Genomic DNA, 23,902 nt, shown 5'->3' with positions numbered 1-23,902 from the left:
CCGGTTGCCATCGCCGAACTCGACGCGCTCATCGAGGCCCGGTCCAACGAGCACCGACACGCGACGGTGATCCGGAGCCTGCCCGGCATGGGCGCCCTCCCCGGCCGCGAGTTCATCGGCCGCCACCGGCGGCGACCCGGAGGCCTTCGGCACGGCCGACCGCCTGGCAACATGCGCCGCCCGCGCCGCTACCACCGCGGCCTGCTCCGGGCCTTCTCCCTCTCCTCCATGGCCAGCCTGAGAACCTGCACCGCCTCCCAGGCCTACTACGGGCGCAAGCGGAACGAGGGGAAGGGACACAAGCAGGCCTTGCTCGCTCTGGCCCGCCGACGAGCCAACGTCTTGTGGGCCATGATCCGCGACGGAGAGTGTTTACGAGGCCCTACCAACCGTCACGACAGCGGCTTGACATCGTCACTGGGAAGTTCTTTAAGGTCGTCCGGCTCGATCGGACTCGGTAGGTCGCTGAGTAGGGTGGTCGCCATGACCAGGGCAAGGGGGCGGTGGCCCAAGCTCGATCCCGCGGACAGCGGCGTGGAGGATGCGACGCTGCTCATCCTGCAATGGCTCGCTGCGCAGGGTGTGGGGGCCGTGATCCGGGTCGATGCGGAACGCTTGCGAGAAGGTCAGCCGGCGTGGACCTTTGCTGCCAGCGGTGGCCCGTTGACCAATGGCTTGAGAACTGACGGAGTGTCGGTCGCCGAGTGTATGGGCAGGGCCTTGCTTCGGCTGCGCGAGGCCGGGCTGGCCGTTCCGTTCTGAGTTTGGGCTTTGTGCCTGCCCTCGAACCACGCGCCGAACGTGATCGCTCGTACGAGGATTCCGGGGACGTGAACACGGCCTCCGCCTGATCCTGTGCTCCGACCAAAGAGGCACTTGACCAGGACGAAGGCCGTGGGGGAATGAGTCTGCTGCAACACGATGTCCGGCGGGAAGCGTTTGCGGTGGCGTCATGCTTCCGGGGCGACTTCTTCGACTGCCTGACCGCGCGACGAGACACGCTGTTCGAGCTGGCCGACGCACTGTTGTGCGCGGACGGGCCGGTGACCACGCCGGTGGACCTCACGCTGACGGCCGAACACCGGCGCGGGCACGGCGCCATGTACGACGCGCTGAACAGCGGGAACGTCGATGTGCTGCGGCTGCGGCTGCGGCAGGTGCTGGCCGGGCTGCCGCAGCCCGAGGCCGCCGACGGACGTCTGGTCCTGGCGGTGGATGTCACCCACTGGCTCCGGCCGGACGCGCCGACCAGTGCGGACCGCTTGTTCTGCCACGTCTACGGCCGCAGCGGACGTTCCTCGGACCAGTTCGTGCCCGGCTGGCCCTACTCGTTCGTCGCCGCGCTGGAGTCGGGCCGGGCCTCGTGGTGCCAGATCCTGGACGCCCTGCGCCTGGGGCCGGCCGACGATGTCGCCGAGGTCACCGCGGCCCAGGTCCGCCGCGTGGTCGAGGACCTCATCGACATGGGCCGTTGGCACGCGGGGTACCGCGACATCCTGGTTGTCCTCGACGCCGGCTACGACGCTCCGCGCATGGCCTATCTGCTGGAAGGACTGCCGGTGGAGGTCACCGACCGCTACGGCATCGCTCACGCGATGGCCTGGGACCGCATCCACCCCCGGCTGACCACCCGCTCCGCATGGATCGACCACACCAGCGAACTCCCCGTCATCGAAGGCACGTTGATCCGCCTGGAGGTAGACCGTCTGCCCGGCGGCCACGATCCACTCCCCGTATGGCTGTGGCGCCCGACGCCGACGGATCCTTCCGCCTCGCCGCCCGCCACAGCGGCGAGGTCCTCGACAGCCCCGGCGGCTCCGCCCAGGGCACCCAGCTCGTCCAGTGGCAGGACACGGGCGGCGACAGCCGGCGGTGGAAGCTCGTCGATGCGGGCGGTGCCTACTACGTCATCCAGCGGCCCGCCGGTTCCGGCACCAACCAGCAGTGGCAGCTCGACGCCCTGTGACGGAACGGTGCGGTGCGGAATTCCCCGGCCGCACCGAGGCCCATCCCACGCTTGCGGTCCGGGCGCGGAGGGCGTCCTCGGCAGCGACCTCGGCGCGCAGATCGGGTCGAGGGTGTCGTCATCGACGGCCCTCAGGGCGGCGCCCGTCACGTGCCGGCCGGTAGTCCCCGCACCCGACGCCGCACGGGTTGGTTCTCTTTGACATGAACTATCAACTGCCTCTGGGCGCACGGACGTTACGGCATCGCCCTTTCCGGCGGAGCACGCTCACAGCGTGGTGGTGAACTTCCTGTCGGCAAGCTTGCGCAGCCAGCCCCGCTCCGCCAGCCGGTTCAGCTTCGCGCGCATCGCCTCCGAGCGGGCCGGCTCCAGCGATATCCCTGACTCGCGGCATACCTGCTTGACCGTGACCGGGGCGCCCGCCCGCCGCACCACATCCATGATCCGCTGGTAGTGGTTGGGCAGCACGTTCTTGTCGACGCCTCGCTCGCGGCCTGCCGGCGGCCCCAGGAGACGTCGATTCAGGTTCCGTTTCGAGGTGCACCTGCTCGGCCAGGCGTCGCGCGACCCCGCTCAGCGACGGCCAGTTCCTCCAGTTCGTCACACACTTCCCGCCCGGATCGTACGGACACCCGCCTCGCTCACGCCGGGGAACCCGAGGATCCGCGATCACCGCAACGGTAGTCGATCTTGAACTGCCACAACCGCCCGCGACCAGCACCAGAACACACCCACCGACTCACACCAGCCTCGTGACCCGCATCTTCAAGATGGGGGATCTTCACTGGGTGCATGATGCCGTCTTCGGGGAGGACAAGTCCGAGGTCAGGACCCGCAATACGCACGCCGTGCTCGCCGCCGTCCGCGACCTGATCCGCAGCGCGCTCAAACTCGCCGGGTACGTCAAAACCGCCGCCGGACGCCGAGCCCACACCGAACGCCACCGCGTCCTCACCCTCTACGGGATCACATGATCAACCAGACATCCGAGGCAAACGCCGGGGCCCTGAGGCATGTCCTGTGGGAAGACGATCCCGGGGAGTTCCACGGCAAACGGACTGGCATCGGTCCCGCTTCGGTGGCGTGCCGTTTGCATTGACCCTCTTAAAGAGCGTTTAGAGGTCCTGACGAAGGCCTTGGACGCGGCGGTGGGTGATTAGGCAAGGCCGAGGTGGGCAAGCTCAGCAGCCCGGTGGCCGGCGGCAACGCCCCGGGGCGTCGAGCTGATGATGGGCTGGACCCGCGACGAGTACCGGCTGTGGCTGGTCCCGGGCGGCCTCCTGGACCGCGTCGACCGCCTCGGAGCCGTCGCCCTGGCCGGTGCCATGGCCCGCTGCGGCTGCTGCGGCGATGTCCGCGCGGCTGCCGCGCGCTGTACCCCGAGGCGGGCACGGCGGAAATCGTCGGCCAGCTTGTCACCGATCACCGTCTCCGCATCCCCTTGGACCACCCGCGACTCCGCCGTCCGGGCGTACTTCGTCGGCACTGACAAGGGCCGACGGAATTCGGGCACCCGCGACCGGAGGAACTTGTCCCCGGTCAGACATATTTTCTCCAGTCTCGCTCCACCTATGAGCAGGGAACTCCGAATCAGCTCGAGCAGCAGGAGAGCGCGCCCATGACCGGTACAGCCGACCCGCACCAGAGCTCCTCGCAGGCCCCGACCGACTGCGCGGCCGAGCCGATCGCCGGCATTCTGGCCGAGTTCGTGGACAAGCGCATGGGGCAGCGGATCTCCCAGGGCCAGGACCCGGTCCTGCGACCGGTCTTCGTCAAGTACCACGGCACCGCCCGGGGCGTGCTCACGGTCGCTCCCGATCTGCCGCCGGACCTTTGTGTCGGGTTCCTCAGAGCCGCCCGGGACCAGCAGGACGGTCTGACCGCCTGGGTTCGTTTCTCCAGCGATGTCCTGCCGGACCGTCCGGACTTCCGTCGGACCCTGGGCATGGGCATCAAGCTGTTCGGCGTTCCCGGCCCGAAGCTGCTGGAGGACGACGGCCGGGCGGACACCCAGGATCTCGTGCTGCAGAACCATGACGTGTTCTTCGTCGACACCGCCCGGGACATGTGCGAGTTCCAGCAGGATCCGGTCGCGTACCAGAACGCGCACCCGGTGACCCGCAGCATCCTGCAGGCCATGCGCAAGCCCGAGGAGAGCACGCTCACGGCCAGGTACTGGGGCGTGCTGCCGTACGCGTTCGGGCCCGACCGCCATGTGAAGTACGTGCTCGTGCCGGTCTCCTGCCCGCCCGGTGACCCCCAGGCGGCGCCTCCCGAGGAGAACCCCTCCTTCTTCCGGGAAGATCTGCGGCACCGGCTGGCCGCGGGTGAGGCGACCTTCGACCTGATGGTGCAGTTCCGCACGGACCCGGACCGTATGCCCCTGGACCGTGCCACCGTGCGCTGGGAGGAGTCGCTGAGCGCCCCCGTCCGCGTAGCCAGACTGACCCTGCGTCAGCAGGACGTCCGGGCACGCGGTCAGGACGCCTACGGCGAGAACCTGGCATATAACCCCTGGCACTGCCTGGCCGAGCACAAGCCGGTCGGCAGCATGGCCGAGGCCCGCAAGGTCGTGTACCGGGCGTCGGCCGCCCGGCGCCGCGACGCGAACGGCGTTCCGGCGGCGGAACCCGGCCCCGCACGCCCGCCGTCCGCCGAACCGCACGGGCGTGACACCCGGATCGTGCGGGCCGCGATCCATCCCGCCATCGGCGTGGCACGGGTCGGAGACAGCGCGGACGAGTTCTTCCTCGCGCCCGAGGTGGACGACCCTCCACCGCTGCCCGCCGGCTCGTACAAGGACGCCACCGGCGCCCTGAAACGGCAGGCGGCGCGCTTCCGCGTCTACGGCTACAACGCCGCCGGCGAGCCGGTCGCCGAGCTGACCGCGGACAACGCCGACATCCGGTGGACCGTGCATGTCGCCAACAAAAAGGCCGCCTGGTACCAGTTCCAGCTGGCCCTGGACATCCCGAAGCGGCCGCCGCCCCCGCCAGCACGCCCCGCAATCCCAAGGTGCCCCGAAAGGAGCGCGGTGGGCTGGTCATCGACCCCGGTCCCCGCTCGATCCGCGGCCGGGACCGCGCCGACCGGCCCGAGTACCGGTTCGACACGGGCTGCTTCCTCGGGAAGCCCGTCCATCTGGGCGAGGTGCGCACCGACGGCGCCGGCCGGCTGCTGTTCCTCGGTGGGCACGGCGTCTCGGCCTCGGTGGACCACGCTCAGGCCACGCACTTCGCCAACAACGACGGCTGGTACGACGACATCTCCGACGGCCCGGTGACGGCACGCGTGCACATCGACGGCCGTAGCGTCCCCGTCGAACCGGCCTGGGTGGTGGTGGCGCCACCGAACTTCGCGCCGGAGCTGAAGTCCGTCCGCACGATGTACGACCTGATGCGCGACGTCTTCGTGTCCGCCGGAACACTGCCGCTGCCGGAGAACGTCTCGTTCACCCGTGACGTCCTGCCGATCCTGCGGCGCCTGTGCGACCTCCAGTGGGTCAACCGCGGCATCGCCGCGCTGTTCGGACACGGCGGGCGGGAGCACTTCCTGGCGCCCGGGCGGCTCGCCAGGCTGGCCGACCCCGGGCCGCGCCACGCGGAGCTGCGCCAGCAGATCTGGGCCACGATGCGGGACCTCGACCGCGACGGTCTCTCCCCCGTACCGTGGCCGCCCCTCTACGGTGACTCGATGAGCGTGCGGCCGGTCTCCGCACGGCAGCATCTGACGCTGTCCTCGCTGCAGTACCGGTCACTGGCCCGGTGGGCCGCAGGGGACTTCGACGCCGACCACGACCCGTCGGCGGTGCCGCCGCGAAACCTCGACGAGGTGCCGCCGGCGGAGCGGCCGGGCATGCTCGACCGCGCGGCCCTGTCGTTCTGTCTGGCCGACGCGTTCCACCCGGGGTGCGAACTGTCCTGGCCGATGCGCCACAGCAGCCTGTACGCGGCACCGTTCCGGGTGCGGCACCGCGCCCCCGGAACCCCGGAGTCCGACCATGGCGAGGTGCTCACTCCGCAGGCGGCACTCGGCGTCGACGGTCCGCTGTACGCGCAGGGGCCGGGCGATCTGACGCGCTGGATGGCGGTGCCCTGGCAGACCGACACCGCGCGCTGCCGCTCCGGCTACTACCTGGGGTTCGGCCCGCGCTACGACCCCTACCTGCCCACCTTCTGGCCCGCGCGCGTGCCCAACCACGTCCTGACGGAACAGGACTACGACCAGGCGGTCGACCCCGGCAGGCCCGCCGAGGAACGCCGGACCGCCTTCGAGCGCCGGGCCGTCTGGGACAGGTGGCTGCCCCAGGACCGCATCGAGCAGATGAACGCCATGGTCAAGGACTTCGGAAAACTGGGCCTCGTCGAACGGCGCACCGGCGCCGCCGACGACCCGGAGCTGCCCGAGACGATGTTCGTGGAATCCACGGTGAGCTTCCACCCCGAGCAGCCTCCGCCCGCGCTGCGGAACCTGCGGTGCCTGCACGTGCCGGAGGCGGCGGATCCGGCACTGAACGGCGGCGCCGTGGCCGCGGCCCTGGAGCGGACGGACGTACCCCACGAGCACGTCATGGCGGGCTACTTCGAGAAGGTGGCACGCTTCCCGGAGGAGCGGTGACCTTCGAGGTGATCGTGGCCGGAGGCGGTCCGGCAGGCGCCGTCGCGGCACTGGTACTGGCACGGGCCGGCCGCCGTGTCCTGCTCGTCGACAAGGGCACGGGCGGCCCAGCGTCGTCCCCGTTCCGCATCGGCGAGACCCTGCTGCCCGCGGCCCGGCCGCTGCTGCACGATCTGGGCCTGTGGCCCGAGTTCGCCACAGGCCCGCACCTGCGGTGCGTGGGGACCTACGCCTCCTGGGGATCGAAGCAACTGCACGGCCGCAGCCACCTCCATGACCCGCACGGACACGGCTGGCACCTCGACAGGACCCGGTTCGACGCGTTCCTGCGGAGCGCCGCCGGGACAGCCGGTGCCGAGCTGCGCCGGGCCGAGGCCGTGCCGCACCTCACGCACGTGGGGGACCGGCGCGTCCTGATCCGCGGAGACGGCCGCCTCGAAGAGGTGCGCTGCGACTGGGTCGTGGACGCCACCGGCCGCCGCGCCGTGATCGGCCGCCGACGCGGCCGGCGCCGCAAGCAGGACCGGCTCATGGCCGTGTTCGCCCTGTTCGGACGTCGGCTCCCCGGTCATCGCACCGAGGACGCGGAGCTGCGCACCCTCGTCGAGGCGGTCCCCGGCGGCTGGTGGTACACGGCCAGGGTCCCGGCCGGGCGACTGGTCGCATACCTCACCGACGCGGACCTGACCGACTCCGCCCTGCGTACCGCCGAGGGGTTCCTCGACGCGATCGGGACCACCCGCCATGTCCGTATCCGCCTCGACGGCTACGACCCGGCCCACGCCCCCGCGCCCCGCTGGACCGCGGCCCACGGGCTTCGTCTGTCCCCTGCGGCGGGTCCCGGATGGATCGCCGCCGGGGACGCCGCCCTCGCCTTCGACCCGCTCTCCTCCCAGGGCATCCTCACGGCCCTGCACACGGGAGCCCGCGCCGGGCGGACCGTCGACCTGTGCCTGTCCGGCGAGACGGCCGCCCTCGCGGACTACTCCCTGTTCCTGCAGCGGATCACGGACGCCTACGAGCGGCATCACGCCGAGACCTACGGCCAGGAACAGCGCTGGCCGGAGCACCCGTTCTGGGAACGCCGACAACAAGCGCCCTGACGGCGCCACTCCCGCTGGGACTCCGCCACCGGGTCCAGGCCACGGTCCTGCCGGGGAGGATCGGCCGTGCGGCTCAGCACGAACGCCCCCACCAGAACAGTGGGGAGCCGTAGGCAGGCGAGGGTGAGGGCCCGCCCCCGGCACCCGGATGCGGGCCATCACGGCTTCGAACTGGGTGCAGACGTTGACGTTGCCGCCGGTGAGGGTGAAGACCAAGGGCCGACCGCGGCCGGCGCAGGCAAGGTGGGCCTTCGTGGTCAACCCGCCGCGGGACCGACCGATCGCCTGGCCCGGCCAGGGCCCCCGTTCCGGGCCCCGGCCGCGTGCTGGTGGGCCCGCACGGTCGTGGAGTCGATGCACACCACCGTCCAGTCGACCGCGCCAACGGCGTCGGAATGCTGCTGCACGTGAGTCAGCAGCCGGTCCCATCCGCGAGGAGGACATCACCCGGCTCTCCCCTCTCCGCAACCTGAACCTGCTCGGCCGCTACAGCTTCACCGCCTCGACCCCGGCCGCCGGCGCCCGGCGCCCGCTGAGCGACGCGGACGCGCTCGAGCTGGACGAGGACGACGAAGTCGCGGACTGAACGCCCACATCGGGTGACGCGGGCATATCAGGTGGCCGGGTGCTCGGAAATCGCAAGCGCCGGTAGGGGAGCCGATGTCAGGCTGCCTGATATGTCCGACTAAGCCTTGATTGATGCGGCCGACCTGGCGGCCTGCTCGATCTTCGCGCAGTAGGCTGCACGGGCTTCCTCGTCGATCTGCTGCTCGTTTTCGGCGCGCACCCCGGTCCGGCCGTCGAGACCCTCGCGCAGGATGTCGGCGTGCCCGGCATGCCGGATGGATTCGCCGAGGACATGGACCATGATGGCGAACAGGTTCGTGTTGGGACAAGGCTCCGGCCACCACGGCACGTGGCCGGGGGCGTCGAGGGGGAACTCGTTGATCGTCGCGTCCGAGTGTTCCCACGTGCGCCGGTAGAACCCGATGATCTGATCGCGGGTCTCGTCCTCGGTCGCCCACTGATCGCTGCCGTCGTGGTCCTGCCACCGGGACAGCGGTTCCGGGGAAGGGCGGTCGAAGACCTCGCCGAAGTACCTGGCCTCGACGGTGGCCACGTGTTTGACCAGGCCGAGGAGGTTGGTCCCGGTCGCTGTCAAAGGTCTGCGGGCGTCGTATTCGGACAAGCCGTCGAGTTTCCAGAGCAGCGCCTCGCGGTCCCGCCGCAGTCTCCCGTGCAGGTTGTCCTTCGCGAATTCATCGATCATGCGGCATGAACCTTCCTTGGGCTGTTCGTGGTCTCAAGATCCCGTACGTGGTCCGCAACGGCTGGCAGAGCCGAGGCTCAGGACTCCTGACACAACTGCGCAGGAGAACTACACGCATGCTGTTCGGTGCCGTTCTCTGATCCCGTTGAGTAGTTCGGGACGGGGACCGGGGAGGTGGGCGGGTGCCAGGTGAGAATCCAGCCGGCGGTAAGCACCGCCGCGCCGCCTGCCAGGGCGATTGCGCCGCCTGTTCCGATGCCTGCGGCCACCGAGCCGAAGCAGGCCGGCCCGACGCCCTGCAGCGTCATGCTGCCGGAGCCGAGCAGACCGAAGGCCTGGCCCTGGCCATCCTGTGGCAGGGCGTCCAGGAACGGCCGTTGCAGGCCGAGACCGTAGGCTAATCCGAAGCCGCAAAGCAGCAGCAGACAGGACGAGACACCCACTCCGGGCTCGGTAGCGAAGCCGACCAGCGGCAGTCCCGTCAGTGCAATCAACGGGACTACCAGTCGCTCCCGGGTGGGTGGCCGTAGCAGTCGACCCACCAGCAGGTCACCGACAAGCATGCCGACCGGCAGACAGCCCATCAGCACCGCGTACCAGCCGGGCGCGAAGTGGCGTCCTCCCGCGTAGGCGACGATCAGACCTTCCGCGCCCGCTACGAACGCGGGCGGTAGCCACTGGGCCAGCATCAGTCGTCGTACCGTGTGTCCGCGCAGCAGCAGGCCGACACCGTGCAGGCTTGCCCGGACGGCCCCGCCATCGCCCCGAGCGCTGCCGGGTGTGCCGCCGAACTCTCCCAGCTCCAGCCGGGGTAGCCGGATGCGGATAGCGAGCGCGCAGCCGAGGTAGAGGGCGGCGCTTACCGCGAGCGCCCGGTGCGGGCCGAGTACCGCGACGACCGCACCTCCCAGCGCCAGACCGAACAATTGCGCGCCAGAGGAGGCGATGTTGTTCAGTGAACGGCCCAGTACATAGGCGTCGCCCTTTAGCCACTGCGCGACCAGCCGACTCGACGCGCCGCCGAACACCGGTGTGGCGAGGGCGACCAGCGCCACGACACCGAAGCTTGCCGCGATCGGCATCCGCACCAGTGCGAGCAGCAGGGCGGCGGCGCACTCCAAGGCGTAGCCGCCGGCGATGAGCGCGCGGGGCGGCAGTTGGTCGGCCAGTGAGCCCAGCAGCAGCGAGCCGAACAACTGCGGGAGGAAGCCGATGCCGAAGGCCAGTGCGCTCAACAGCGCGGAGCCGGTGGCCGCGAAGACCAGCACCGAGAGCGTGGTGATCCGCAGCGAGCCCGCAGTGATCGCGACGGCGCGGGTCGAGAAGAGCAGCCGGAATCGCGGCTCGGCCAGCACCTCCCGGTAGGTGGCACGATGGTTGACCTGCGCGGGTTCGGCGGTTGGGGTCATGACGCCCAGCCTCGCCGTGCGCCCACGCCACTCACCAATGATTCGTCGCTGCACGAATCGGAACAGACGTCCGGCGGTAGCATCACAGGGTGCTCCGCTTCGAAGTCTCCGTCGAGGACCTGTTGCGCAGCCGCTTCGCACTGTCGCCGGCGATGGACCTCTGCTTACTACTACGCTCGCTCGCCGGCCAAAACCGGCAGCTGCCGCGAGCCTGGGCCACCCGGCTCCTGCCGGCCTTTGAACGGCTTCGCCGCGAGACCGAACTGGACGCCGCCCTCGCCCTGCACACCCCGCAATCCGGACCGAACTTCGTCGCCCCGCCCCCGCGCGGCCTCAACCAGACCTGGGCAGACGACCTGGCCATGATCCGGGCCACACCGCTGGAAGCGGCCCGCCACGAATTCGCCACCACCGCGACCGGCCCGTCCGCCCATGATCCCCGCGTACGCGCAGTGCTCGACTCCACGGACGCCGTCTCCAGGATCGCCGAGGCGATGAACCAGGCGTGGCACGAGCTACTCGCCACGGACTGGCCGCAACTGCGCGCGATCTGTGAGCGCGATGTCGTGCACCGGGTGGGTGTGATCGGCGAACACGGATGGGCCACGACCATCGAGAGCCTGCACCCGAGCATCGCCTGGCGCGCCGGCGGTATCGAGATCGGCTTCTTCCCCCAGTCGGAAACGTCCGCCTCGCCGGCGACGGGCTACTGCTGATCCCTTCGGTCTTCGTCGGGAATATCGCCGCCCACCTGGAAGACCCCTGGCCCAGGACCTTGGTCTATCCTGCCCGCGGCACCGCCGCCCTGTGGGGCGAACAGGCGACCGTCCCCCAACCGGACGCGCTGACCGCTCTGGTCGGCCGGGCCCGAGCCCGGCTGCTGTTGGCGCTGGACGCCCCGGCCAGTACCAGCCACCTCGCCCGAAGCCTCGCCATGGCACCCGGCGCGGTTGGAGACCACCTCGCCATCCTGCGAGGCGCGGGGCTGCTCGTCCGCGCCCGGTCCGGACGGTCGGTGCTCTACCGGCGCACCCCGCTCGGCGAGGCGCTGGTCGCCGGTTCGGGCTGAGGGCTCAGATCAGCACTGTTCTTTGAGGCGCCGCCAGCAGATGATTGCGCAGCCGAGGGTGAGGAAGGCCTGGTCGATGTCGGCGCGGATTTCCCAGCGGATACGCAGTCGGCGGAACCAGCGCAGAAGTGCGAAGGCCGCTTCGACGACCCAGCGGTTCTTGCCCAGGCCGCTTCCGTGCCCGGTGCCGCGCCGGGCGATGAGTGTGCGGATGCGCAGCTCACGGACCTGGCGGCGGTAGACGTTGTGGTCCTAACCGCGGTCGGCGTAGAGGACGTCGGGGCGCTGACGGGATCGTCCGCGCTTGCCGCGGATGGGCGGTACGGCGTGGATCAGGAACCCTGGCTCACCTCGTCAGCCGGTGACGCCGTGCTGGAGCTGCTTCTCGGCGCAGAGCAGATGGCGGCCGCTGACAAATTGGGTTGGAGCCAGCCGCACATCGGGCAGACAGCTCTCGTCGTTAGTGGACGCGTGCACCGGACCACCTCCACCAGCCGGGTGAGCAGGCTCTGCCACGGTGTTTCGCCCTGGTGTTCTGCCGTTCCGGCCCCCTTTGACGCGGGCGCCGGCGGCGGTCCGGTCCGGGCACCGGCCGCGTGCTGATGAGCCCGCACGATGGTGAAGTCGACCGAGATGTCCCAGTCGATCTCGCCCGCGGCGTCGGCCCAGGCCCGGACCTGCTGCAGCAGACGCTCCCACGTGCCGTCGGCCGACCACAGGCGGTGCGTTCATAGACGGTCTTCCAGGGGCCGTACTTCTCGGGAAGATCCCGCCACCGGCCACAACGTCCATTGCTCACCGGCAGGAACGGCCGCAACCGTTCCCACTCGGCATCCGTCAGATCGCCCCGTCCCATGCTCGCAACAACGACCCAGGCAGGGGGCAGTCACATGATCGCCCAAACAGCACACCTAGTAGTGCTTCGTTAGGTTCTGGCTCTGTGTCTGCGTGTGGTGAGGGGTCGGCCGCAGGTGGTGCAGATGCCGGTCCAGCACCTCAGCAGGTCCTGAAGGACATCGAGGACCTGCTAGAGAGTCAGGCCGGCATCTGGGCTTTTGGGTCGAGCCGCCTGAGGGTGAGGAAGGCCTGGGCGGCGGTGACGAGGGTGACGTGGTGGTGCCAGCCGCGCCAGGTGCGGCCCTCGAAGTGATCCAGTCCCAGGCCGTGTTTGAGTTCGCGGTAGTCGTGCTCGATGCGCCAGCGCATCTTGGCCCACCGCACCAGGTCTGCGGCCGGTGTGGTGGCAGGCAGGTTCGATATCCAGTAGTCCGTCGGAGCGTCCTGGCCGTCCGGCCATTCGACGAGGAGTGTCTGGACGGGCAGGACGCCGTCCCACCGGTTGCGGCCGCCGCCCGCTTCCTGCGCTGCGGCCAGGGACTGCTTGCCCGCGGGCCGCACCGTCAGCACCGCGAACCGTGAGGTCATCGCGCCTTTGCTGCCCTGCCTCCAGGTCACCTCGGTGAACCGCTGCGCACCCGCCTCCATTGCGAGGACGCAGACGGCTCGCGGTGGGGTGCGGTAGCGGGCAAGGGTGGGCGGTCCGAGCCCGCCATAAGCAGGCTGGTGCGGCTCAACATCCTCCGGGTGGGCGACTTCCTTGCCGTTCAGGGCCAGGACATAGGACAGCCCTCGCTCCTGGAGACCGAGCCGGAACGGCGTGCTGACGCCGTAGCCGGCGTCGGCGACCACGACCGGCGCCTTCAACTGCCACTCGGCGAGTGTGTCCAGGAGACCGAGCGCGAGACGCCACTTCTCCCGGTGCACCACGTCGTCGGGGACTCCTGCCCTGCGGCATCGGTCCGGCTCGTCCATCCACTCATGCGGCAGATACAACTGCCACTCCAACGGGCACGAGGCAGTGTCGGTGGCGGCATGGACACTGACCGCGACCTGGCAGTTCGCCCGCTTGCCGACCGCTCCGCAGTACTGGCGGGCCACCCCCACCGAAGCGGTGCCGCACTTGGGGAACGACACATCGTCGACGACCCACACCTCGGGCTGGATCACCTCGCACAACCGTCGGGCGATCCGCTGACGCACCGGCGTCCACTCCCACGGCGACTGGTTCACGAACTGCTGCAGAGCCTGCATATTGCCGTCCGGCAGACGCTCGGCCATCGGCTGGATCGACTTGCGCCGGCCGTCGAGCATCAGGCCCCGCAGATAACACTCGCCCCACCGCCGCTGATCCCGCCGCGGAACCGACCCGAACACATCGGCAACGAACTCCGCCAACTCGCCCCGGAGCCGCTCCACTTCCCCAACCTCACTTCGGGAAGCTGCCCACGATCAGCCGAGATCACGCAACGTAACGAAGCACTACTAGGCGTCCCGGTGCTGGTCCCGGACCTCGGGGCATTGCTGGAAGCCAGCTGACTTGTAGGTGGCGACGGCACCGACGTTGGAGCTGGGGGTGCAGACGATCGCGCTCGACGAGCCCAGCTCCTGGAGTGCGGCCGCCGCGGCGACGCTGATCGCCTTGCCGTAGCCGTGACCGCGATGTTCCCGGTGCACGCCCATCGGTTCGAGCAACCCGGGCCTCCCCGGACCGGCCGACCACACCGTCACCGCCGCCACCGCGTCGCCCCGGTCGTCGTACGCGACCAGACACCGGGCGTCGGCGTACGGCAATCCGGCCGCCATCGCGTGCCAGCGCTCGTCCGTGAACCTCGACCCGTCCCACGCTGCCCGATGCACGGCGGCAAACACATGCGCCTGCTCCGGCCCGACCACCTCGACCCGCACGCCGGGGTCCTTCACCGGCTCCGTGAGGTCACGGCGCAGCGGCGTCCACGGCTCGTCGGTGTTCCAGCCGTCCTCGAACAGCAGATCCTGGACCAGCGCACCCATCGGCGCCTCGACGTTCACCTTTCCCTCGGGCAGCACGCCACGCTCCGGCTCGGTCACGTCCTCAAGCAACTGCTGCGCCAGTTCCTCGTCCCGCTGAGCGTCTGGCGCCATCGTCAGCCGCAACAGCCCGGGACCGTCCAGCAGCCCGACGGCGAGAATCTGTCCGTCCCGGCGCCACGTCCTTACGGCCGCGGCGGTCGCTTCCGCACCTGACCGCCAGAACCAGCCCAGGTCCCCCGGATGCAGTTGCATCGGCGCCCCCTCGTACTGCCACTCCCGCAGCACGCCCACAGCCTGGCCCAGCTCGTCGACTCCCGGCTTGCCCAACACAATCGCCATACCCCCGATCACACACCACGGCATCGACAGACCGCACCCGGTTTCCGACGCGCGGGTGCACGCCCCGCAGCAGACCTGTCGGCATCCGGTCCCGGCCGCGGCCCTCGGCGGGAGGCGCGCACTGCGGGGCCAGCAGCCGGGCCCGCGGCCGCCTTGTGGGGCCGGAAGCATGTGTTGCTGAACGCCCCGTCCCTTAATCTCGTGCTGGGAGACGTCAGATGCCAGGGTGGGCGCGTTGGGGAGGCGATGGTGTTCGGCAGGAGCACGCGGTTGCTTGCGGGTGCCATGGCCGTGGCGTGTGTGGTGCTCGTCGGCCCCAGCGCACCGGGCAGTGGCCTCTTCGGCAAGTCGCTGCCTGTCGCTGACGTCAGGGACATGGTCCCGAACCGGGTCATGACGTGGAACATCTGTAATCCCTGCGAGGTGAGCAACGTCGACCGGGCGGCGGAGATCGCCGCGTATGCGCCCCAGGTCATCGGTCTGCAGGAAGCGTGCGTGCGTGACGTCGAGAGGATCCGGAATTATCTGAGGGGCTTTTACGGGCTGGATTACCACGTCGAGTACGGGACGGTTCTTCAGGATTGGGGTCGCTGCGGGGGAGTGCCGTGGAATCCTGGGGGCTTCGGCCAGGCGGTTCTCTCGGCGGCACCGATGACAGACCGCGTCCACGTGGAATACCCCGAGGGCGGATCCGAGGACCGTGGGTACATGGCAGTCACGACCATGGTGGGCGGCCAGCGGGTCCGGGTCTTCAACACACACCTCGCCCAACGACGTCAGGAAGCAGTCCGGGCAGACCAGATGGGGTGCTGGCCGCAGACGTCGCCCGGCACGACCGCGCAATCGTTCTCGGCGACTTCAACGCGGTGCCGGATGCTCCCGAACTCACCCGGATATGGTCACTGGCCGCGGACACAGACCCTCAGTGTCATCCCTCGCCCACCGGCACCTGCAAGCCGACCACCGACTGGCACAGCAAGTTCGACTACATCTTCCTGCGGGGCATCGCCCCACTCGAGCACCGCGTGCAACCCACCCCGTATTCGGACCACCACCTGCTGCACACCGACCTGCACCCGGCTTGAAGCGTCTCCGGGACCGCTGGCAGCTCGGAGCCCATGGGTACGGGCCAGTGCGTAATCACCAAGAAGTGCCCTGACTCATGGCGAGCATGTGATGGCCACGAGTTCACAGCGCAAATCACGAGTTCACAGCGCAAATGCCGCCCGCCGGCGGTCGATGTCCGCCCAGGGGCCAGGGCATGGCCCGGGGCGCGGCCTGATGCGGGCGGGCGGGCCCGCAGGCGACGGCCTTCACTTCCGTACGCGAACTGCCCTCCGGCGTGGATAGCGAGAACTGCCGGCAGCCGGCCGGGTAGACCTGCCACGCCCTCTGCCCACCTCACGCACGGCGCAGCCCAGCCACGCATGCGCTGTTCAACAGTTGAGGGACTCCGCCTTGGATATCACTCCAGCAGCCACCAACAAGGCACAGAACCCGGGGCGTCGATCCGCGCCCGTCACATTCCGCGCCCTGCCCGCCTCCACCACGACGCGCTGCACCTTCTCCGTCACCCGCGGGCGGCCGGGGGTGTCGCGGCCGCCGCCGGCTGGATGCTCGCCGTGGTCCTGCTCACCGCCAGCCGCCCGGAGGGCGACTTCCTGTTCGCGGCGGGGGCCGGCTCCTATCTCTTCCTGCTCGGGGCATCGGCGTGGCTGTGATCTGTGCCACCCTCGCCCCGAGGCGGCAACCGGACGGCGACCCCGTCCGACTTGGCAAGTGACGTACCACTTCGCCAGGACGCGCCCGTGGGGGTCCGGTGTGAGTTTCCCCAGCGGTCCTGAGATGCGGGTGAGAAGTGGCCAGTATGGTGGTGCGCGCCGCCGAGCTGCCCGCGTGAGGTTGTGTCGGGCGGCGGAGCCAACCGGGAGAACCTGCCTTGAGTCGTGAAACTGACACTCCGTCCTCCGGGCCCAACGGGCGCGGCGGAGCCGCCTACCCGTCGGGTACGCCGCCGTACGGGACCCCGACGGTCTCCGACGGCGGTACGGAAGCGGGCCGTTCGGCCACGCGGCCGGAGGAACGCAAGACCGAGACCACGCTGACGACCCGGATCCGGATCAACATCCCCGGGTCCCGGCCCATTCCGCCGGTGGTCGTGCGCAAGCCCGTCGCGGATGCGGAGGCCTCCGGCGACACCGGCGCCGACGCCGGCAACGACGCGACGGCTCCGGGCGCCGCCACGCCCAGAGGCACCGGCACGGTCGAGTCTCCTGCCGAGCCCGCCCGGTCCGGCGAGGACAAGCCGACCAGCGACTGGTTCGCGCCCCGCAAGTCGGGCTCGGGCAAGGCCGGTCAGGGGAGCGGCTCCACCAACGGGGCCGGTCTGCCGGGCGGTTCGGGTCCGGCGGCGGGTGGTCCCGGTGCGGCTGGTCCGAGTGCCGGTGGTACCGGTTCGGGCGGCCCCGCTGCGGGTGGCTCCGGTGCCGGGCGGCCCGGAGGCGTGGTCGGTTCCATGAGCAGGCCGGGCGGCTCCCGGTCCGGCGGCACGAACGGTGCGGGGCTCCCCGGCGGCGCGACCGGCGGCCCCGTCGCGCCCGGGCACGGCGGCGGCACGGGCTCCTTCGACGTCACCGAGGCACTGGCGGCGGGCCCGCTCGGCAACGGTTCACGTCCCGCCCCGGGCAGTGACGGTGGCGAAACGCGCCGCGACGACCTGCCGTACTTCTCGGAGAACGACCGCCTCGGCGGGAACGACCAGGGCGGCTACGGCGGCCAGGGCGCTCCCAACGGCTTCGGCGACGCGGGCGGGCCCGGCGGCCCCGGCACACAGGGCCCGGCCGGCCCGACCACCGGTCCGGTCACCGGGGACGGCCCGATGGTCCCCCCGGCGGGCGGCCCCGGCGGGCCGGGCAGCTTCAACGAGCAGGGCGGCCCCGGCGGGCCTGGTGCTTTCAATGAGCCCGGTGGTCCGGGTGGGCCGGGTTCCTTCGATGAGCCGGGTGGTCCTGGTGGCCGCGGTGCGTTCAACGAGCCGGGTGGCCCCGGTGGCCCCGGCGGCTTCAGCGAGCCCGGTCGCCCCGGCGCCTTCAATGAGCCGGGTATTCCTGGCGGCCCCGGTGGCTTCAGCGATCCTGGTCGCTCCGGTGGTCCTGGCAGCTTCAACGAGCCGGGTAGGTCCGGTGGCCCCGGTGCCTTCGACGAGCCCGGTCGCCCCGGCACGCCCGGTGGCCCCGGTACGCCCGGTGGCCCCGGCACGCCGGGTGGCCCCAGCGCCTTCAACGACCCCGGTCGGCCGGGCGACCCCGCCGCACCCGCCGGTCCCGGAGCCATAGGCGGCCCCGCCGGCACGGGCGGACCCGGCGGACCTGCCGGTACGGCCAACCCCGGGCGTCCTGGCGGCCCCGGCGGTACGGGCAACCCCGGAGGCCATGGCGGCCCCGGCGCCCCCTCGGGCCCCGGTGGCCCCGGCCCCCTCGGCGGCGCCCCCGGCGCTTCCGCTCCCACCAGCCACGGCGCCGCGGGCCACGGCCCCGGCGGCGGGATGAGCGACGACACCGCCATCCTCACCCCGCAGAAGCCGGCCCCCGAGCCGCCGGAGGGCCAGGGCTACGGCCCCCGCCACGACAACGTCTCCGGACACACCGTCACCAGCGGCATCCCCGTCGTACCGCCCGGCGCGGCCTCGCCGTACGGCCCGGGCGCTCCCGGCGACGGCCCGGTGCCCCACACGGCCCCGAAGCTGCCCGAGCCGGTCTCCCCGCCCCCGGCGAGCTCCTCGAAGGCGCCGAAGAAGAAGGGGCGCAACAAGCTCGTGCTGCTCGCCGCCGGCCTGGTGGTCATGGCCGGTGGCGTCTACGGCGCCGGACTGCTGATGAACCGCACCGACGTACCCAAGGGCACCACCGTGCTCGGCGTCGACATCGGCGGCACGACCCGCGACGGCGCGGTCAAGAAGCTCGACGAGGCCTTCGACGACCGCGTCGGCAAGGAGCTGAAGCTGTCGGTGGGCGGCAAGACCGTCGCCCTGGACCCGGACAACGCGGGCCTCCAGTTCGACATGGACGCCACGGCCGACGCGGCGGCGAAGAGCGACTACAACCCGGTCTCCGTGATCGGCTCGCTCTTCGGCAACCACCGCGTCGTCACGCCCGTCATGCCTGTCGACGAGGAGAAGCTGCACGCCTCCCTGGAGAGCGCGGCCGGCGGCGCCGGCTCGGTCACCGAGGGCACGATCAAGTTCGAGCCGGGTAAGGCCGTCCCCGTCTACGGCAAGCCCGGCAAGGGCATCGACGTCGCCAAGGCGACCGCGTCGATCGAGGAGGCGTACCGCACCCAGGTGGAGACCGGCTCGGCCACCTCGGTGGCCATCCCGACGACCACCCAGCAGCCGAAGATCTCCAACGCCGAGGTCGACCGGATGATGAACAAGTTCGCCAAGCCGGCGATGTCGGGCATTGTCACGGTCGAGGCGGGTGGGGTGGAGGTCAAGTTCAGCCCCCAGAACTCCCTGTGGAGGTTCCTCCGCGTCAAGGCCGTCGACAACAAGCTGGTCGAGTACTACGACAAGGCCGCGCTGAAGGAGCTGTACGGCGGCGCCTACGACGACGTGCTGATCACGCGGGGCAACGGCAAGAAGACTCCCGTGACGCCCGACGACGTCATCGGCGCCATGCGACCGGCCCTGCTCGGCAAGACGGCGGCGGACCGCGTCGGTGTGATCGACACCAACCCCAGTTAGCCGTGAGCAGGTTGAGGGGGCGCCCCGGGTTCATGGCCGGGGCGCCCCCTCAGCCCGTCTAGCGGGAATCCAGCTGCTTTCGAATGACCGAAAATGATCCCTCCTGCTCTCGTAGGACGTGTGAGTCTTCGGGCGGCGGCGAGGCTGTTTGTACAGACTCGCGAATTACAGCGGCGGCCTGTACGACACGCTCTACAGCAAGACCAACTACAGCGGCAGCACCTATTACGGCACCGGTACGGCCCTCGACAACACCGTGTCCTCGGTGAAGAACATGGACCCCGACACATTGCTGCACTTCTACCAGCACTCCGGTTACACCGGTGCGCTCAACGCCATTCCCCCGGGCGATCACATCAATCAGGTGTCCCTGTCCCTCGACAACGCGGCGAGTTCGCACTGCTTCGGCTCGAATTCCGCCTGCCCGAACTGAACGCGACGATGCGCCCCGTTCCCGGGGCGCATCCCGTTCGGGTTCTCTCCATCGGAGGAAGCGTCTGACCTGATGCGGAAGAGCTCAGTGGCCGCCGGCGTTGCCGCCCTTTCCGTCGTGATGCTGTCGGGATGCCAATCGGGTGGCCTGACGGTGAGCGAACCCGAGATCTCTTCCTCCCCGCCCACGAAGACCGTTGCCGGTGTTCAGGTGCCGATCCTCCCCCTCGATACCTACGGCGTCAGCGCGGAGCAGCGAGCAGTTCTCGACCAGGCCGTCGACGAGCTGGCGGGGACATGCGTGAAGGCGAAGGGATACACCTGGCCCGCTCGTCTGAAGCGGCTCGGCGTACCGCGTTCGGCCAATGAGCGGCGCTACGGGGTCACCGACCCCAAAGCGCAAGGCCCTCATGACGGACGCGGTCACCAAGGCCTACACCGGCCTTGACGGGACGACGACCGCGACGAGCCGCACGGGCGGCTGCCGCGGCGAGGCCCGGAAACCGCGCGGAGGCGGTCCGAGCAGCACGGGAAAAGGGCTGGTCGTGAACAAGGCCCCTACGGCGAGCAGGCGTCAGTTGAGCATCGCCCGGGCCGCGTGAGCCTCCCCGCGCACCCGCTCGGCAGCCCCCTCATCCACTGCCCGCACCACTTCCGCGTAGGCCTCCAGCTCCACGGCCCCGCCCAGAAAATCCCCTCGCCCCACCAGCAACTGCGCCCGCTCGTACCGCAACCGAGCTGGATGCGAGGGCAACAGCAACGACAACTCGACCGCCCACAGCGCCACATCCGACCGCTCCGGCCGAGCCGCCGCCCACGCCCGCACGTTGTTCAGGATCCGCAACACCACATCCAGCGGATCGGCCGGCCGCAGCATCGACGGATCAAGCTGCGTCCCCGTCGCCCCGGCAACCATCAACTCGGCGTCCGCCCCCGTGAGTACCCGCCCCCCGTCGAACGGATCGGCCAGCACCTGCCCCTCGTCAGGTCCGAACCCGACCACGAAATGCCCGGGCAGAGCCACCCCGTACACCGGCGCCCCGGCCCGCCGGGCCACCTCCATCCACACCACGGACAGCAGGATCGGCAGCCCGCGACGCCGCACCAGCACCTCGTGGAGCAGGGAGGACTCCAGGCGCCGGTAGTCCGCCGGGGTGCCGTGAAACCCCAGCCGGTCACCGAGCAGCTCCCGCAGGGCGACCGCCCACGCCCGCGGCCCCCGGGCCGGTACGGCAGCAGCCCGGCCAGCCGGTCCAGCTCGACCTGCGCGGCGTCCATGCCCGCCTCGTCCAGCGCTCCGTCCGCCTCCGCGCCCACCAGCAGGCACAGCGTCGACAGATCGGGCCGCTCGGACCGGGCCTCTTCGGCGAACCACCGCCGCAGCTCGGCGGAACGCTCGGGGGGCGGGGGATACGGGGGACGCATAGCTGGCTCGTGCCCTCTCACGACGATCGGTTACCGGCCAAAGGCGCGGGCATCCGGCGCCCGGTAGTGGTGGTACGCGTGGTGCGCGGCGAAACCCATCCCCGCGTACAACGCCCGCGCTCCCTCATTCTCGGCCTCGACCTGGAGCCACGCGGCCGACGCGCCCTCGTCGAGGGCCCGCCGGGCCAGCGCCGCCATCACGGCCGTGCCCAGCCCCTGCCGCCGCAGATCCGGATCGACCTCGACGGCGGCGAACCCGGCCCACCGCCCGTCGACGACACACCGCCCGATGGCGGCCGGAGCCTCGTCCTCAGCCGAACCGGTCACGGTCGCGAACCACACCGAAGGCCCGCTCCCCAGCACCCGCAACGCGACCTCGCTCACGCCCTTGCGCTGGTACCGGGCCAGCCACGCCTCGTCGGCCTCCCGGGACAGCACCACCCCCGAGGGCTCGGCGAGGTCGGCGACCGGCGCCAGCGGCCCGACCCACATCTCGGCGGTCACCTCCCGTACCCAGCCCCGCGCCTCCAGCTCCGCGCACAGCAGCTCCTGCGTGCCCTCGGCACCGGTCGCGGTCTGGACGTAGACGGGCAGGCCACGCTCGGCGTACCACCGCCGAACGGCGTCGAGGGCCTCGTCCAGGGACACGCCCGGGTCACCGAGCGGCAGCACCGAATTCGCCCGCCGTGTGAACCCGGACGCAGCCCGCAGCTCCCAGTCCCCGAGCAGCTCGCTCTCCACGGGCCGCCAGGCCCGCGCGGCGACCCGGGCCAGCTCCTCGTAGGAGGCGGCCGGACCGCGGCGACGCGCCGGTGCGGCGGGTACGACCTTGCCCGCGACCAGCGCGGATTCCACGATGCGGACGCTCTCGCCACCCTTCCGTGTGATCAGCAACACACCTTTGTCCCATGATGTGAGAACCCCGACCGTGTCGGTGAACTTCTCACCTGGAGGTGCATGTTCGATCAAGCTCCGTACGGAGACCCGTTTGCCCACGTCAGCAGCGGTGATACGGACCTCGAGTCGCCCGGCGGCAGAGATTTCCACAGGTCAGTTCACCCCTCCTGTTCGGATCATGCCCAGGAACGGAGATACTAGGGGCGGGCATCGACGACGCCGCGCTCCCGCGCGCCAGGCGGCGGAGCCTGAGGAGGCCCGCCAGCGCCCTATCGAGGAGGAACGACAGCGTGACCTACGTCATCGCGCAGCCTTGTGTCGACGTCAAGGACAAGGCGTGCATCGAGGAGTGCCCGGTCGACTGCATCTACGAGGGCTCCAGGTCCTTGTACATCCACCCGGACGAATGCGTCGACTGTGGTGCCTGTGAGCCGGTCTGCCCGGTCGAGGCGATCTTCTACGAGGACGACACTCCGGAGGAGTGGAAGGACTACTACAAGGCGAACGTCGAGTTCTTCGACGAGCTCGGCTCGCCCGGCGGTGCCAGCAAGCTGGGGCTGATCGAGCGCGACCACCCCTTCATCGCCGCGCTGCCGCCGCAGGCCTAGTCACCGCAAGCGGCCCGCACATCCGTGCCGCCTCGGTCCCGTACGGCCCGATCACGCCCTGATCGCCGTACGGGGCCGAGGCGTTTGCCGCGAAGGCTCGTACGTACCAGAAAGTGAGCCAGAAACCGTGTCCGCAGTCTCCGACCGTCTCCCCACTTTCCCCTGGGACAAGCTGACGTCGTACAAATCCACGGCCGCCGCCCATCCGGACGGCATCGTGGACCTGTCGGTCGGCACCCCGGTCGACCCGGTCCCCGAGCTGATCCAGAAGGCGCTGGTCGCCGCGGCGGACTCCCCGGGCTACCCGACCGTCTGGGGCACGCCCGAGCTGCGCGACGCGATCACCGGCTGGGTCGAGCGCCGCCTCGGCGCCCGGGACGTCACCCACCGCCACGTCCTGCCGATCGTCGGCTCCAAGGAGCTCGTCGCCTGGCTCCCGACCCAGCTGGGCCTCGGCCCCGGCGACCGGGTGGCCTACCCGCGCCTGGCCTACCCGACGTACGAGGTGGGCGCCCGCCTCGCCCGCGCCGAGTACCAGGTCTACGACGACCCGACGGAGCTGGACCCCGAGGGCCTGAAGCTCCTCTGGCTGAACTCCCCGTCCAACCCGACGGGCAAGGTCCTGGCGAAGGCGGAGCTCACCCGGATCGTCGCCTGGGCCCGCGAGCACGGCATCCTGCTCTTCTCCGACGAGTGCTACCTGGAGCTGGGCTGGGAGGCCGACCCGGTCTCGGTGCTGCACCCGGACGTCAACGGCGGCTCGTACGAGGGCATCGTCGCCGTCCACAGCCTCTCCAAGCGCTCGAACCTGGCCGGCTACCGCGCGGCGTTCCTGGCCGGCGATCCCGCGGTCCTGGCTCCCCTCCTGGAGATCCGCAAGCACGGCGGCATGATGACGTCGGCACCGACCCAGGCGGCGGTGATCGCGGCCCTCGGCGACGACGAACACGTCCGCGTCCAGCGCGAGCGCTACGCCGCCCGCCGCGGCCTCCTGCGCGAGGCCCTCCTCGCCCACGGCTTCCGCATCCACCACAGCGAGGCCAGCCTCTACCTGTGGGCGACGAGGGGCGAATCCTGCTGGGACACGGTGTCCCACCTGGCGGAGCGAGGCATCCTGGTCGCCCCCGGCGACTTCTACGGCCCGGCAGGCGCCGAGTTCGTCCGCGTGGCCCTGAC

16 protein-coding genes and 12 pseudogenes are annotated in these 23,902 nt (G+C 70.6%); 17 read left to right on the top strand and 11 right to left on the bottom strand.

Translation table 11 applies throughout. The annotated features are described in order from the left end of the window. Positions 1-9 precede the first annotated feature (9 nt). The 4 genes and pseudogenes from PV963_RS00145 to PV963_RS00130 all read left to right on the top strand — a co-directional run. A pseudogene (locus tag PV963_RS00145) lies at positions 10-409 on the top strand (IS110 family transposase); the annotation flags it as partial. A 74-nt stretch (positions 410-483) separates the two neighbouring features. Then, a complete protein-coding gene (locus tag PV963_RS00140) occupies positions 484-762 on the top strand; it encodes a hypothetical protein (RefSeq protein WP_274821897.1) in 279 nt (92 codons plus the stop codon). Positions 763-902: 140 nt separating this feature from the next. Beyond that, a pseudogene (locus PV963_RS00135) lies at positions 903-1,745 on the top strand (transposase); the annotation flags it as partial. Further along, the gene (locus tag PV963_RS00130; protein WP_342456423.1) at positions 1,640-1,966 is read left to right on the top strand and encodes an RICIN domain-containing protein; all 327 of its coding nucleotides are present in this window, start codon (positions 1,640-1,642) and stop codon (positions 1,964-1,966) included. The pseudogene PV963_RS00135 and the gene PV963_RS00130, both read left to right, overlap by 106 nt. Positions 1,967-2,233: 267 nt before the next feature. Here the strand turns inward: PV963_RS00130 and PV963_RS00125 are convergent, their stop codons facing one another. Beyond that, positions 2,234-2,434 (bottom strand): hypothetical protein, encoded by a 201-nt coding sequence (locus tag PV963_RS00125; protein ID WP_274813628.1) that lies wholly within the window; start codon positions 2,432-2,434, stop codon positions 2,234-2,236. A gap of 332 nt (positions 2,435-2,766) precedes the next feature. Here PV963_RS00125 and PV963_RS00120 point away from each other — a divergent pair. The 5 genes and pseudogenes from PV963_RS00120 to PV963_RS00100 all read left to right on the top strand — a co-directional run. Then, a pseudogene (locus tag PV963_RS00120) lies at positions 2,767-2,940 on the top strand (ISAs1 family transposase); the annotation flags it as partial. 188 nt (positions 2,941-3,128) lie between these two features. Further along, positions 3,129-3,437: pseudogene (locus PV963_RS00115) on the top strand (carboxylesterase/lipase family protein); the annotation flags it as partial. Between the two features lie 147 nt (positions 3,438-3,584). Beyond that, positions 3,585-5,248, top strand: a pseudogene (locus PV963_RS43360) (LodA/GoxA family CTQ-dependent oxidase); the annotation flags it as partial. A gap of 102 nt (positions 5,249-5,350) precedes the next feature. Beyond that, a complete protein-coding gene (locus PV963_RS43355; RefSeq protein WP_425541004.1) occupies positions 5,351-6,583 on the top strand; it encodes a LodA/GoxA family CTQ-dependent oxidase in 1,233 nt (410 codons plus the stop codon). Then, on the top strand, positions 6,580-7,686 hold the full coding sequence (locus tag PV963_RS00100) for an FAD-dependent monooxygenase (RefSeq protein WP_274813627.1): 1,107 nt from the start codon (positions 6,580-6,582) through the stop codon (positions 7,684-7,686). Before PV963_RS43355 ends, PV963_RS00100 begins: the two co-directional genes overlap by 4 nt. 171 nt (positions 7,687-7,857) lie before the next feature. Here PV963_RS00100 and PV963_RS00095 read toward each other — a convergent pair. The 3 genes and pseudogenes from PV963_RS00095 to PV963_RS00085 form a co-directional block, all read right to left on the bottom strand. Continuing rightward, positions 7,858-8,048 (bottom strand): annotated as a pseudogene (locus tag PV963_RS00095) (transposase); the annotation flags it as partial. Positions 8,049-8,371: 323 nt separating this feature from the next. Continuing rightward, positions 8,372-8,956, bottom strand: coding sequence for a DinB family protein (locus tag PV963_RS00090; protein ID WP_274813626.1), 585 nt, complete (start codon positions 8,954-8,956; stop codon positions 8,372-8,374). 77 nt (positions 8,957-9,033) lie between these two features. Further along, positions 9,034-10,365, bottom strand: a complete 1,332-nt coding sequence (locus PV963_RS00085) for an MFS transporter (RefSeq protein WP_274813625.1) — start codon at positions 10,363-10,365, stop codon at positions 9,034-9,036. Positions 10,366-10,454: 89 nt separating this feature from the next. On the opposite strand from PV963_RS00085, the pseudogene PV963_RS43350 reads away from it, so the two are divergent. Further along, positions 10,455-11,434 (top strand): annotated as a pseudogene (locus PV963_RS43350) (winged helix-turn-helix domain-containing protein). Between the two features lie 9 nt (positions 11,435-11,443). Here the strand turns inward: PV963_RS43350 and PV963_RS00070 are convergent. The 5 genes and pseudogenes from PV963_RS00070 to PV963_RS00050 form a co-directional block, all read right to left on the bottom strand. Next, a pseudogene (locus PV963_RS00070) lies at positions 11,444-11,770 on the bottom strand (IS5/IS1182 family transposase); the annotation flags it as partial. 18 nt (positions 11,771-11,788) lie between these two features. Beyond that, on the bottom strand, positions 11,789-11,911 hold the full coding sequence (locus PV963_RS00065; RefSeq protein WP_274822296.1) for a hypothetical protein: 123 nt from the start codon (positions 11,909-11,911) through the stop codon (positions 11,789-11,791). Between the two features lie 74 nt (positions 11,912-11,985). After that, positions 11,986-12,290: pseudogene (locus tag PV963_RS00060) on the bottom strand (transposase); the annotation flags it as partial. A gap of 179 nt (positions 12,291-12,469) precedes the next feature. After that, on the bottom strand, positions 12,470-13,690 hold the full coding sequence (locus PV963_RS00055; protein ID WP_274813622.1) for an IS701 family transposase: 1,221 nt from the start codon (positions 13,688-13,690) through the stop codon (positions 12,470-12,472). A gap of 66 nt (positions 13,691-13,756) precedes the next feature. Further along, complete coding sequence (locus PV963_RS00050; protein WP_274813621.1) at positions 13,757-14,623, bottom strand: GNAT family N-acetyltransferase; 867 nt, start codon at positions 14,621-14,623, stop codon at positions 13,757-13,759. Between the two features lie 246 nt (positions 14,624-14,869). Between PV963_RS00050 and PV963_RS43745 the strand changes: the two are divergent. The 5 genes and pseudogenes from PV963_RS43745 to PV963_RS00025 all read left to right on the top strand — a co-directional run bounded on the left by PV963_RS43745 (position 14,870) and on the right by PV963_RS00025 (position 20,244). Then, positions 14,870-15,708 (top strand): annotated as a pseudogene (locus PV963_RS43745) (endonuclease/exonuclease/phosphatase family protein). A gap of 498 nt (positions 15,709-16,206) precedes the next feature. Further along, a pseudogene (locus PV963_RS00040) lies at positions 16,207-16,406 on the top strand (DUF6113 family protein); the annotation flags it as partial. 318 nt (positions 16,407-16,724) lie between these two features. Continuing rightward, positions 16,725-19,364: a hypothetical protein gene (locus PV963_RS00035; RefSeq protein ID WP_425541003.1), complete on the top strand. Its 2,640-nt coding sequence runs from the start codon at positions 16,725-16,727 to the stop codon at positions 19,362-19,364. A gap of 148 nt (positions 19,365-19,512) precedes the next feature. After that, on the top strand, positions 19,513-19,797 hold the full coding sequence (locus PV963_RS00030; protein ID WP_274813619.1) for a hypothetical protein: 285 nt from the start codon (positions 19,513-19,515) through the stop codon (positions 19,795-19,797). Between the two features lie 87 nt (positions 19,798-19,884). Next, positions 19,885-20,244 carry a hypothetical protein gene (locus PV963_RS00025; protein ID WP_274813618.1) on the top strand — a complete coding sequence of 120 codons (360 nt, stop codon included), beginning with the start codon at positions 19,885-19,887 and terminating at the stop codon, positions 20,242-20,244. Positions 20,245-20,370: 126 nt separating this feature from the next. Here PV963_RS00025 and PV963_RS00020 read toward each other — a convergent pair. Further along, positions 20,371-21,221, bottom strand: a pseudogene (locus tag PV963_RS00020) (tetratricopeptide repeat protein). Positions 21,222-21,251: 30 nt separating this feature from the next. Continuing rightward, a complete protein-coding gene (locus PV963_RS00015) occupies positions 21,252-22,268 on the bottom strand; it encodes a GNAT family N-acetyltransferase (RefSeq protein ID WP_274813617.1) in 1,017 nt (338 codons plus the stop codon). A 140-nt stretch (positions 22,269-22,408) separates the two neighbouring features. Here PV963_RS00015 and fdxA point away from each other — a divergent pair, with 140 nt between their 5' ends. Both fdxA and PV963_RS00005 read left to right on the top strand, forming a co-directional pair. Continuing rightward, positions 22,409-22,726, top strand: a complete 318-nt coding sequence (gene fdxA, locus PV963_RS00010; protein ID WP_010047804.1) for a ferredoxin — start codon at positions 22,409-22,411, stop codon at positions 22,724-22,726. A 127-nt stretch (positions 22,727-22,853) separates the two neighbouring features. Beyond that, the coding region (locus tag PV963_RS00005) for a bifunctional succinyldiaminopimelate transaminase/glutamate-prephenate aminotransferase (protein WP_274813616.1) at positions 22,854-23,902 on the top strand (1,049 nt) is incomplete at its 3' end.

Source organism: Streptomyces coeruleorubidus (genome assembly GCF_028885415.1).
In the GTDB taxonomy this organism is placed as follows: Bacteria; Actinomycetota; Actinomycetes; order Streptomycetales; family Streptomycetaceae; genus Streptomyces; species Streptomyces coeruleorubidus_A.
This window is presented reverse-complemented; position numbering and strand designations above follow the sequence as displayed.

Coding starts and splice junctions, on each gene's coding strand:
- PV963_RS00140 (WP_274821897.1), top strand. CDS start 484: ATGACCAGGGCAAGGGGGCGGTGGCCCAAGCTCGATCCCGCGGACAGC.
- PV963_RS00130 (WP_342456423.1), top strand. CDS start 1,640: ATGGATCGACCACACCAGCGAACTCCCCGTCATCGAAGGCACGTTGAT.
- PV963_RS43355 (WP_425541004.1), top strand. CDS start 5,351: ATGTACGACCTGATGCGCGACGTCTTCGTGTCCGCCGGAACACTGCCG.
- PV963_RS00090 (WP_274813626.1), bottom strand. CDS start 8,956: ATGATCGATGAATTCGCGAAGGACAACCTGCACGGGAGACTGCGGCGG.
- PV963_RS00085 (WP_274813625.1), bottom strand. CDS start 10,365: ATGACCCCAACCGCCGAACCCGCGCAGGTCAACCATCGTGCCACCTAC.
- PV963_RS00050 (WP_274813621.1), bottom strand. CDS start 14,623: ATGGCGATTGTGTTGGGCAAGCCGGGAGTCGACGAGCTGGGCCAGGCT.